Origin of the sequence: Wenyingzhuangia gilva, assembly GCF_030519655.1 — a bacterium.
Classification (GTDB): domain Bacteria; phylum Bacteroidota; class Bacteroidia; order Flavobacteriales; family Flavobacteriaceae; genus Wenyingzhuangia; species Wenyingzhuangia gilva.
The window spans coordinates 101,455-114,320 of sequence record NZ_JAUMIT010000005.1; the positions used below are offsets into that span (position 1 = coordinate 101,455).

Here is a 12,866-nt window from a genome sequence, read left to right on the forward strand (position 1 = left end):
TTAAGTATATACTTAATTTAAGTATTTCTAAAAAAATAAACTAAACATTTAATTAAACTAAACAAATAAGTATGAAACAAATATGTATTAATGTATTTATTTTGTTGATTTTCAGTACTTTAACAAGCGCTTTGTTTGCTCAAACTACAAATGATAAAATTAATGTAACGGGTGAGGTTGTTGATTCTGAAGGACTTCCTTTGCCTGGTGTTACTATAGTGGAAAAGGGAGAAACTAACGGAGTGTCTACGGATTTTGATGGAAAATTCAACATAAAGATCAGTTCTGAAGGTACACTGGTTTTTTCTTATGTGGGGATGAAAAAGAAAGAAGTTGTTGTTAAAGGAAAATCAAAAATAAACGTTACTCTTGAAGAAGATATCTCTGCTTTAGATGAAGTGGTGGTAGTGGGTTATGGAACCCAAAAGAAGGAGGCTATAACAGGAGCTGTGGAAAGTATTAAAGGAGATGAGGTTGAAGATTTACCTGTCGGAAGTTTAGGAGCTGCTCTTGTAGGTAGGGTTTTGGGAGTTGGTGTTACAGGAGGTGATTCAAGACCAGGCCAAGCAGCAAGACTTACTATTCGTGATCCAACTTTGTCAAATGACGTGAGGTCTAAGTATTCAGTAGCTCTAGGTGCAAATCAGCCTTTATATGTGATAGATGGAGTAGTGCAGATAGATCCTAATACTGGTTATAGTGACTCAACATTGTTTGATAGTTTAGATGCGTCGCAGGTTGAGAGTATTTCCTTTTTAAAGGATTCAGCAGCGGCTATATATGGTTCTAGGGCTTCACAAGGAGTTGTTTTAGTAACTACAAAACAGGGGCAAAGAGGACCGGCAAAGTTTTCTTATTCAGCAAATTTCTCGTTTTCGGATGAAACCTATAGGACTAAAATGTTAAATGCCAATCAGTATGGTAGGGTGTTTAATATAATGAATAGTATCAATCCTGAACAAAATATTGGTGCAGGCTACGATCCCTCGAATCCTACGCCTAGTAATGCTTTTTTCTTTTCTCCAACAGAGTTGGAGCATTTTAAGACGATTGATTATGATGCTTTAGATGAATACTGGACATCCTCAGGATCTCAAAGACATAATATTAATTTGTCAGGAGGGTCTAAAGATGCAACTTATTTTGGGGGTATTTCATACTATACACAAGATGGTAACTTAGGTTCTTTGGATTATAACAAGTGGTCTTTCAGGGCTGGTTCTAATGTGAAGCTTGATAAGGGATTTGATGCAAGTTTTCAGGTGTCTGGTTTTTTTACAGATGTAACCCAAACATCAAGTTCTATAGGAAATCAAAGTGGAGAAGATGATTACAGACAGTTGTTAAATAGAACACCTTTTATGCCAATGTATGTAGATGGTTTACCAGTAGTTCTTAATGGTGCTACTACAGGAGATAATCTTATTAATTTTCATTATGGAGAGTTACTTAGATTACAAAATTTATCGAAAACTTCAGATAATAGTGTAAGTGCTAACCTTAATGTGAAATATGAGGTTCCTTTCATTAAGGGCTTAAAGTTTAATCTAAGTTATTCTAGACAAGAGAATAGCGAGAGAGGAGATCAAAGAGGAGGTGTGTATAATTTGTATCAAGTATATGGAGCTGATCAGCTATCTAAACCTGGTAGCGGACAGACGTATGTGGTTTATGAAAATGGAGAAGGGCCTTTAGGTACAAATGATGTTAAAGTTTATACTACGGGACCTAACGCTGGTAAACCAGTAGTTACTAGGGTTGAGAATAGTGATAGATTGTTAATAGATTACGGTAAAAGTAAGAATGAGCAGTTACGTTTTCAAGCTTCTTTTGAAAGAGATTTTGGAAGACATAGTGTTTCTGCGTTGTTTGCCGCTGAAAGATCAGAAAGAGAATTAAATTCAATACGTGTTATTAAATCAGGTGTGCCAGATTGGTCTCAGGGTATGTTATGGCAAAATACTGGAGAGATTGATAATGAGCATACAGTTAATAAAAAATCTGAGGCTGGTGATTTAGGTTATATTGGTAGGTTAAATTACAACTATGATAGAAGGTATTATGGAGAATTCCTATTTAGAAGTGATGCATCTGCAAAGTTTGCACCAGAGAATTATTGGGGAAGGTTTTACTCATTGTCTGGTGGTTGGATTGTTTCTAATGAAAACTTTTTTATGTCTAATGTCTTTGATTTTTTAAAGTTTAGAGCATCTGTAGGTTTAGCAGGTAATGATGATATTAGACCATGGACGTGGTTGCAAACTTTTAATTTTGAACCAAGTCAAGGTGCTGTATTTGGAGGAAATGAATCTGTAACTCCAGGGTTAAAAGATTCGGGACAAGCTAATAGAGGGGTTAAATGGAGTGATGAATTAAAAACAAATTTAGGTATTGATACTAAGATTTTAGACAATAGATTGTCTTTAACATTTGAGCAATATTATAACCATATAACAAATTCACTGATAGGATTAACAACAGGGGTTCCCTTCACTGTTGGAGGGGCTGTTGCTCCTTCAAATTATGGAGAATATAAAAGATGGGGTACGGAAATTTCAATAAGCTGGGATGATAAAGTTGGAGCTGATTTTAGTTACGGAGTAACTCTGAACACTTCATGGAATAGAACTAAATTAATTCAAGGGAATTTTGACAATGAAGATTATTGGTATCCATGGACAACCAAAAGACCTGGTTATAATGACAGAGGGACTTGGGGATATGATAATTTAGGAATGTTTAAAACTCAAGATGATATAGATAACTATATTGCAGAAACAGGAATTACTAAGGTTTTTGATATCGAAGCAGATAAACTTAAGCCAGGGATGTTGTATTATAGAGATATAAGAGGACCTTGGGATCCAGAGACTAAAACATTTGCGCCTAAAGATGGTATTATTAATGAGTTTGATAAGGTTCAGTTAATAAAACGTGCGAAAGGCCCACAGGGGTTTTCTTCTGCAATTCGATTGGCTTATAAAGGTTTGAGTTTACGTACAGTTTTATCAGTTAACTGGGGAGGATATAGAGAGGTTGGTTCAGCTAAAGATCCTTTTGATAGTTATCTTATTGGGGGGAATTATGAAAATAGACCAGCTTTTTGGGCTAATATGTATCACCCAACTTTAAATCCAAATGGAAATATACCAAACCTTCTTAGTAGAGTTAATAGAAGTGTGGGGAATAGTGAGGGAGGTATAAATACGGTAAGGTCTAATTTCTGGAGAGTAAGTAGTTTTAATTTATTGATGAGAAACATTAATTTAAGTTATACAATCCCTAAAAAATATGTAGAAAAAGCTGGCATAAGTACATGTAGAGTTAATCTAGTTGCGATGAACCCATTTATCTTATATAACCCTTATAAGGATTATGGTTTAACACCATATGGTTCTTACAATAATTATCCTGTTTTAAGCACGTATTCATTAGGAATTAATATTGGGTTTTAATTTAAAGTTTAAAAAATAGATAATGATGAAATATATAAAAATAAAAAGTCTTTTAGTTCTTATAGCTGTCTATTTTAGTGGTTGTAGCACTGATTTTATTGAGGAGAAAAAAGATTATACAAGCGTTAACATTGGTATATATCAAGAAGAGGTTTTAGCAACAAATTATCTAGATTATCTATATTATTTGATGTCACCAAGTAACAATCCCAATATGGCAATGTGGTCAAGAGCTGCAAACGAACATTCTAGAGCGGATTTGTTTGCAAAAGCTACAGATGAAGTTGCAGGAGAGATTGATATTAATAGGGAGTATACAGAGATTTCTAGTTTAAATAACCATTGTCTTAAATCATTAGGAGCTAGAGTATCTCAAAGTGCTAGTAATAATGTATGGACAAGGATACGTTATTGTAATTTATATTTAAATAATGTAGATAATTATAAAGGCTTGGAAGAAGATTTTAAAAATCAAATTAAAGGGCAGTTTTATTTTTGGCGTGCTTGGCAATACTTTGAAATATTTAGGCTTTATGGAGGCGTACCATTAGTTTTAATTCCTCAGGTATCTGATATTTATAGCCCTGTTAATCAAACACCAAGAAGTTCTTCGACAGAAGTGATAGATCAAATAGTGGCTGATTTAGAAATGTCACAAAGTTTATTGGAAAATGCAAGACCTTATACAGATAAAGAAAAAGGTAGAATTACAGTTTCTGCAGCGGCTGCGTTAAAAGGTCGTGTATTGTTAACATGGGCAAGTCCGTTGTTTAATAGAAATGATGAGCAAGCTAGATGGCAACGTGCTTATGATGCTTGTAAAGAAGCTTATGATGTTTGTTTGGCTGCGGGTAAAGGGTTGGATCCAGATTGGAAAAACATGTGGTTTCAAGACAACGGAATGGAATCAATATTTGCTTTTGGATTTAACAACTACGGACCAGGTTCTTCAGAAACAGCAAAAAATAATCGTACGGAAAATCAATCACGTTCTAGAGATCAAGGAGGTAACGGAGGAATATCGCCTACTAAGAATATTGTTGATGCTTTTCCAATGGCTGATGGTACTCCGTACGAGCCAAGTGGAGATTTAAATCATTTTTATAGAGATAGAGATCCTCGTTTTTATCACACGTTTGCTTATAATGGATGTATATGGCCTTATAAAGAACAACCTAATTATAGAAACTGGACGTATTCATGGTATTTATTTGAGGCTGGACCCGATGAGTTTACTATACAAACCAATGAAGCTCCAGATAATACGGGAATATATTTAAGAAAGTTTACTAATGATAATTCTAGTAATAGCAATGGTTTTGGTAATAATGGAAATGATTATATGGAAATCCGTTTTGCAGAGGTTGTTTTAAACTTAGCTGAATCGGCTGTAGGTGTTAATAAGCTATCAGAAGCTAAAGATTTAATAAGACAGATTAGAATAAGAGCAGGAGTTCTAGCTGGCACAGAAGATTATGGTTTATCAAATGTAAATAGTAGAGACGAGCATTTTGAAGCTATAATTAACGAAAGAAAAGTTGAGTTTGCTTATGAAAATAAACGTTTTCACGATTTAAGACGTTGGTTGCTATATAATGATGATTTTCAAACCTGTACTAGATTAAATCAAACACCAATAGAAGGAACTAGAAGAAAAGGATATTATATTTTATCAAAAAAAGATCCATCAACTTATTATGTTGGTTTTTCAGATCCGTTTTTAGGAAGTGGGGCATCAATTGTAAATAGAAATGCTACGAGTTATCCCGCCGGAGTTGATTCATATGAAGAGTATGTAGATTATTTATACGACAATCATTTTGATGTGGTTGTGAATGATGATATAGATCCTGAAGGATTTGTTTTTAAATGGTATAATGAGTACTATTTCTTTGGAATCCCTCAAGAATTAATAGAAACAGCACCGTATTTAGAACAAACTCAAGGTTGGGGAGGATCATTTAATCCACTAAACTAAAAAGTTATAAATATACGACCTGTTTTTTAATGTTAATACAGGTCGTTTTTTAATCATAAAAATAACAACATGAATAACCATATGAACAAGTTAAAATTTATTACATGCATTTTTTTATTAAGCTTGGCTAGCACTTATGCTCAATATCCAAAATTAACGGATGAGGATAGAGCTAATGAAAAAGCAATAATAGATGAAGCCTATAAGCATTCTGATGAAGCTTGGGTTGAAGCTAGTAAAATTGTACAAAAAGAAGCTAGAGAAGGAAAGCCATATATCCCATGGGCTGCAAGACCAACAGATTTACCTCAAGCAGATCTTCCTGTTTTTCCAGGAGCTCAAGGAGGAGGGATGTATTCTTTTGGTGGTCGAGGAGGTAAAGTATATACCGTAACAAGTTTAGCAGATGATGGTCCAGGAACTTTAAGAGAAGCTTGTGAAAAAGGAGGAGCAAGAATTATTGTCTTTAATGTTGCAGGGATAATTAAACTGAAGAGCCCATTAATTATTAGAGCACCTTATGTAACTATTGCAGGACAAAGCGCACCTGGTGATGGAGTTTGTGTAGCCGGAGAATCTGTATGGATAGATACTCACGATGTTGTAATTCGTCATATGCGTTTTCGTAGAGGAGAAACTTTTGTAGGTCGTAGAGACGATGCTATTGGAGGAAATCCTGTCGGAAATATCATGATAGATCACGTATCTGCAAGTTGGGGATTAGACGAAAATATGTCTATTTACAGACATATGTACAGTCCAGGAAGAGGTTACAAAGATGAAAAACACCCAACGGTTAATATTACTATTCAAAACAGTATTTTTTCAGAAGCTTTAGATACTTACAATCATTCCTTTGGAAGTACTCTAGGAGGTGAAAACTGTATGTTTACTGGAAACTTATGGGCAAACAATACAGGTAGAAATCCATCAATTGGATGGAATGGGATTTTTAACTTTGTTAATAATGTGGTGTTTAACTGGAAGCATAGATCTACCGATGGTGGGGATTATACTGCTAAATTTAACATGATCAATAATTATTATAAACCAGGACCTGTAACACCAAGAGATGAAGCTGTTGGACATAGAATTTTAAAACCTGAAGCAGGAAGAAGTAAATTAGATAGCGTGGTTTTTGGTCGTGCTTATGTTAATGGTAATATTGTTGAAGGATATCCAGAGGTAAACAAAGATAACTGGAGAGGTGGTGTACAAATGGAAGGAAAAAATGGTGAGTTAATGACATACGAAGAAACAGAAGCTTATTTTCCTTATATTAAAATGAATAAACCAAATCCAATGCCTTGGTTAAAAAATATAACATCAGCAGAAGATGCTTTTGAAAATGTTTTAGTAAAAGCAGGGGCTACATTACCTGTAAGGGATGCTGTAGATCAACGTATTGTGAGAACCGTTAAAACTGGAAAACCAGAGTATGTAAAAAATTTAGACCCTAAATCTTTCTATCAATTTGAACATCGTAGATTACCTGCGGATTCTTATAAACAAGGAATTATTACAGACATTAGACAGGTTGGTGGTTATCCAGAGTACAGAGGGACTCCTTATACAGATACCGATGGAGATGGGATGCCAGATGCTTACGAAAAGAAATTCAAATTAAATCCAAATGACCCATCGGATGCCAATGATGATGCTTCTGGAGATGGTTACACAAATATTGAAAAATATTTAAATGGAATCAACCCTAAGAAAAAAGTTGATTGGAAAAATTTAGAAAATAATGAAGATACTTTGGCTAAATTAAAAGATGGTTTAGCAAAATATAAAATATAATAAATAAAAAACATTCAGAAATTCCTGCTTGTTTTTAATAGAACATGCAGGAATTTTTATTCATAAAAGTAGATAACATGAAAAAGTTTAAAAATATTATAACAGTTATATTATTTGTGTTTGCTGGTGTTCAAGTTTCTTTAGCACAAAAGGTAGATCCAGAATATGTAAAAGTAACCAATGAAAGAGCTCAAAAGATTGTAGATCATATGAGCTTAAACAATTCAGAAAAAGAATTAGAGGTTAGGGATCTTATTGCAAATCAATATCGCGAATTAAATAATATTCATGAAACTAGAGATAGTAAAATACATAAGATAAAAGTAGCGAACTATAATAAGGCAAAAACAACTAAAATTATTGATAAAATAAAAAGTAAAGCAGACAAAAAAATTAAAAAATTACATGATTCATATTTGAAAAAGTTAAATAAGGTCTTAACGGATGAACAAGTGGATCAGGTAAAAGATGGAATGACTTACGGTGTTCTTCCTAAAACATATACTGCTTTTTTAGAAATGATTCCAAGTTTAACGGTTGAAGAAAAAGAGTATATCTACAATAACTTAAAGGAGGCTAGAGAGTTTGCTATGGATGGTGGTTCTTCTAAAGAAAAGCATGCTTGGTTTGGTAAATACAAAGGAAGAATTAATAATTACTTATCTGCTCAAGGTTATGATTTAGAAAAAGAAAGAGACGGCTGGTATGAGCGTATAGAAGCTAAAAAGAAAGCAAATCATTAATAACAACTAGCAATATATATATGAAAACTTCGATGAATAAAATCATAAAATCAGGATTAGTATTTAGTTTGTTGAGTATATCATCAGCATTTGCTCAATATCCAGAAATTCCTCACGATCTTCAAGCTAAGACAGATGCAATGTTGGCGAAAGAGGAGATTAGATTGCAGGAAATTTGGAAAGAAAATTACCATATTATTGAAGAAGAAACCAAATTAGGTCGTCCTTATATTCCATGGGCAGCGTATCCAAAAGATTTGGTTCAAGCAGAAATTCCTGCTTTTCCCGGAGCTGAAGGTGGAGGTGCCTTTACCCAAGGAGGTAGAGGAGGGAAAATATTTGTAGTCACTAGTTTGTCAGATAGTGGAGCAGGAACTTTAAGAGAGGCTTTGGAATCTGTTGGTTCAAGAACCATTGTTTTTAATGTTTCGGGAATTATTCGTTTAGAAAAACCATTAAGTATTCGTGCACCATATGTAACCATTGCAGGACAAACAGCCCCAGGAGATGGAGTTTGTGTAGCAGGAGAATCTGTGTTAATAGATACACATGATGTAATTATTCGTCATATGCGTTTTCGTAGAGGTGCTACCGATGTTACCAGAAGAGACGATTCTTTAGGAGGAAATCCTGTAGGGAATATTATCATAGATCACTGTTCGGTAAGTTGGGGATTAGATGAAAATATTTCATTATACAGACATATGTTTGTAGAGCATCCAAAGGCAAAAGCTAGAAAAACACCAACGGTAAATATTACCATTCAAAATACCATTTCATCAGAAGGATTAGATACTTATAATCATGCTTTTGGTAGTACCATTGGTGGATTAAATAGCACTTTTGTTCGCAACTTATGGGCAAATAATATTTCTAGAAACCCATCTATTGGAATGTATGGAGATTTTAATTTTGCTAACAATGTTTTGTTCAATTGGTGGAATCGTTCTTTAGATGGAGGGGATTATAGATCGATGTTTAATATTGTGAATAACTATTTTAAACCAGGTCCAATGACTCCAAAAGATGAGCCTATTAGACATAGAATTATAAAACCAGAATCAGGGTATTATCAACCTAAATCTTTTGGTAGAGCTTATGTTGAGGGTAATTATGTAGAAGGTGCTCCTGAAGTTACTGCCGATAACTGGAATGGTGGTGTACAGCCAGAAGGAATTAAAGATTTGTCTTTGTTAAAACAAACAACTCCTTTTAAATTTAACAACGTTAGGTTATTGGATGCTCAAAAAGCCTATGATTTTGTGTTAGATAATGTAGGAGCAACGTTGCCAAAACGTGATGATGTAGACAAACGTGTTATTAAACAAGTGCGTACAGGTGAAATTAAATACAAAGATGGTTTAGAAAATACAATCGGGAAGGAGTTTATTCACAGACGTTTGCCTGCGGATTCTTATAAAAAAGGAATTATTACCAGTGTAGAACAAGTAGGTGGGTATCCTGATTATAGAGGAAAACCATATCAAGATACTGATGGAGATGGAATTTCTGACAAATGGGAAAAGAAATATGGTTTAAATCCAAATGATCCTTCAGATGCTAATCAAGATATTAATGGTGATGGGTATACAAATATTGAAAAATACATCAACGGTATAGACCCTACACAAAAAGTTGATTGGAAAAATCTTGAAAATAACATAGACACTCTAAGTAAAAGTTTGTTACAATAAGGTAAATATATATTAACTGTTAAAGCCCACTTTAACATGCATAACACAATTGATAAACATACAAATTGGTTTAAAAAGGATAAAGCTATTTTATCCTTTTTGCTAATTATTTTAACCGTGTTTACTAGTTTTTCACAAACTACGTATCCTGATATAAAAAGGGATGGGAACAGTGTTAAAAGCATTCCAGATATTTTAGGAAATCAAATTCCAGACTTTTCTTATGCGGGGTACATGGCTTCTGAAAAAGTCATTCCTACAGTAGAGAACAAAATAGTAGTGTCTCCTCAAAAAGAAGATGCTACCAAAATAATTCAAGCTGCTATAGACTACGTTGGGGATTTAAAGCTCAATAAAAACGGAATTCGTGGAGCGGTACTCTTAGAACCTGGCGTTTATCATGTAAAAGGTACGTTGTATCTCAAAAAATCAGGAGTGATATTGCGTGGTAGTGGAACTTCAGAAAAAGGGACTGTTTTAAAAGGAACTGGCTTAAAGCGTGAAGCTTTGATTAGAGTTTTGGGAGTAGATGATAGAGTTTATAAAGACACTTTAGAGTTGTCATCAGCATATATTCCATTGGGAGCAAAAAAAATAACGATAAAAAGTACTTCAACTTTAAAAAAAGGGGATGAAATTAAAATTCAAAAACCTATTACCAAAGAATGGATAAAAACTTTAGGAACAGATTTTTTTGGAGGAGAAACAGGTTGGATTGGTTGGAAACCCCGTGATTTTAAAATTAATTGGGAGAGAGAAATACATCAAATAGATGGAAATAATATAGTATTAAATGCTCCTTTAACCATGGCATTGAATAAAGGGGATGGTGACACAAAAGTGATTACCTATATATGGCCAGGTAGAATTGAAAATGTTGGAGTAGAAAACTTAATGATGACTTCTACCTTTGATGCATCAAATCCAAAAGATGAAGAACACCGTTGGTTAGGAATTGCCATGGAGTCGGTAAAAAATGCTTGGGTAAGACAAATCAACTTTAAACATTTTGCAGGAGGAGCTATATCGTTATTGAAGACAGCGCAACAAATCACAGTAGAAGACTGCATTGTTACAGAACCTGTTTCTGAAATAGCTGCTTTTAGAAGACATACTTTCTATACGGAAGGACAACAAACATTGTTTCAACGTTGTTATTCAGAATATGGATACCACGATTTTGCTGTCGGAGGATTAGGAACCACTGGTCCTAATGCTTTTGTACAGTGTAAATCGCATTTACCATATTCCAATAGCGGAGCCATAGGAAGTTGGGCAACAGGTGTTTTATTTGATATAGCATATATTGACGGGCAAGCTTTAAGTTATAACAATAGAGAACAAGATGGAAGAGGAGCTGGTTGGACAGCAGCGAATAGCGTTATTTGGGAAACTTCGGCATCAAAAATAGAATGTTATAGTCCACCAACTGCTCAAAACTGGGCTTTTGGAGTTTGGGGACAATGGGCAGGAAATGGTCATTGGTCTGATGTGAATAATCATATTTCGCCAAGAAGTTTGTTTTATGCTCAATTAAAAAACAGATTGGAAACGCTGCCTTTCAATCCTTATGTTTTTGATGTGGGAATAGAACCAACATCAAGTCCTACAGTAGATCAAGCAGCAGAATTAACAGCAATGGCTAATCAAAAATTAAAAAGTTTGCCAGAGTGGATTGCTGAGGTGTCAAGCAAACAAGAAATTCCTACAAACTGTGTGGGACTTAAAAATGCTAAAACATTAAAAATTAGCAATGCAAAAAAATCATTACACAAAAATTTAAAAATTCAAGTGGTCGATGGAAAAATTGCTTTTAATCATTCCCTTGTCATAGGAAAAAAACATAACGTCGCGTGGTGGAGAGGTAGCTTAAGAGATAGAGATGTAGCACAATCAACACCTCATGTAACACGTTTTGTACCTGGAAGAAGAGGAACCGCATTTACGGATAATATTAATGAAGTTGTAGATTATTTAAAAGAAAACAATGTTGCTGCTTTAGATCATAATTATGGATTATGGTATGACAGAAGAATGGACGATCATGAACGCATTCGTAGAATAGATGCAGATGTTTGGCCTCCTTTTTATGAGCAACCTTTTGCTAGAACAGGACAAGGTTTGGCATGGGATCATTTAAGTAAATATGATTTAACCAAATACAATGCTTGGTATTGGGATCGTTTAAAAAGATTTGCAAATGCAAGTGAAGTAGAAGGAAAGATATTAATTCATCAACAATATTTTCAACACAATATTATAGAAGCTGGAGCACATTGGTCTAGTTCTCCTTGGCGATCTATTAATAATGTAAACGGAACAGATTTCCCAGAACCTCCGCCATATGCAGGAGACAAGCGCATTTTTATGGCAGAACAATTTTACGATGTAAGCAATGAAAATCGTAAAAAATTACATCAACAATACATTCAAAAGTCTTTTGATAATTTTAAAGACAATAGCAATGTCATTCACTTTACAAGTGAAGAATATACAGGCCCTTTACATTTTATGCAGTTTTGGATAGATGAAGCAAACAAATGGAAAAACAAAAATGGAAACAAAACTTTAGTTGGGTTAGGAGCGACCAAAGATGTACAAGATGCTATTTTAAAAGATAAAGAGAGGTCTAGAGTTGTAGATGTTATCGATATAAAATATTGGCATTATAGAGAAGATGGAACTGTTTATGCTCCAGAAGGTGGAAAAAATTTGGCTCCACGTCAACATGCTCGTAAAATGAATACAGGTAAAGAAACAGAGGAGCAGGTATACAGAGCAGTAAGAGAATACAGAGAAAAATATCCCGATAAAATGGTATTGTATTCCACCAATGCAGCCCCTAGATTTGGATGGTCGGTGTTGATGGCTGGCGGATCTTTACCAAGTATTCCAAACGTAAATGTTGAAGGTTTTAACAAAGCACTTGTTTTAATGAAACCAACCCCAAATACATCTTATAAAGATGAGGTTTGGAGTCTAGAGAATGAAGGAGAAGCTTATGCCTTTTATTTTGTGAACAGTACTTCATCAGCAATCGATTTATCAAACCAATCAGGAAAATTTAATCTGTATTGGATTGATTCTAGCAATGGTGAATTAATATCAAAATCAACCATTAAAGGAGGTGAAAAAACAAACTTAAAAGCTCCAAAAAATAAAGCCATCGCTTTTATTAAAAAGAAATAATCATATA

Annotated in this window: 6 protein-coding genes; all 6 read left to right on the forward strand. The window is 34.2% G+C overall.

The window, feature by feature from the left end:
- Positions 1-71 precede the first annotated feature (71 nt).
- Entirely contained in the window at positions 72-3,455 is a 3,384-nt protein-coding gene (locus QVZ41_RS10630) for a SusC/RagA family TonB-linked outer membrane protein (RefSeq protein ID WP_302884553.1), read from the forward strand.
- A 25-nt stretch (positions 3,456-3,480) separates the two neighbouring features.
- Positions 3,481-5,433, forward strand: a complete 1,953-nt coding sequence (locus QVZ41_RS10635; protein ID WP_302884554.1) for a RagB/SusD family nutrient uptake outer membrane protein — start codon at positions 3,481-3,483, stop codon at positions 5,431-5,433.
- A gap of 69 nt (positions 5,434-5,502) precedes the next feature.
- Positions 5,503-7,233, forward strand: coding sequence for a polysaccharide lyase (locus tag QVZ41_RS10640; protein WP_302884555.1), 1,731 nt, complete (start codon positions 5,503-5,505; stop codon positions 7,231-7,233).
- Positions 7,234-7,310: 77 nt separating this feature from the next.
- The gene (locus tag QVZ41_RS10645) at positions 7,311-7,976 is read left to right on the forward strand and encodes a DUF3826 domain-containing protein (RefSeq protein ID WP_302884556.1); all 666 of its coding nucleotides are present in this window, start codon (positions 7,311-7,313) and stop codon (positions 7,974-7,976) included.
- A gap of 32 nt (positions 7,977-8,008) precedes the next feature.
- Positions 8,009-9,670, forward strand: a complete 1,662-nt coding sequence (locus QVZ41_RS10650; protein WP_302884557.1) for a polysaccharide lyase — start codon at positions 8,009-8,011, stop codon at positions 9,668-9,670.
- Between the two features lie 36 nt (positions 9,671-9,706).
- Complete coding sequence (locus tag QVZ41_RS10655; protein ID WP_302884558.1) at positions 9,707-12,859, forward strand: DUF6298 domain-containing protein; 3,153 nt, start codon at positions 9,707-9,709, stop codon at positions 12,857-12,859.
- Positions 12,860-12,866 lie beyond the last annotated feature (7 nt).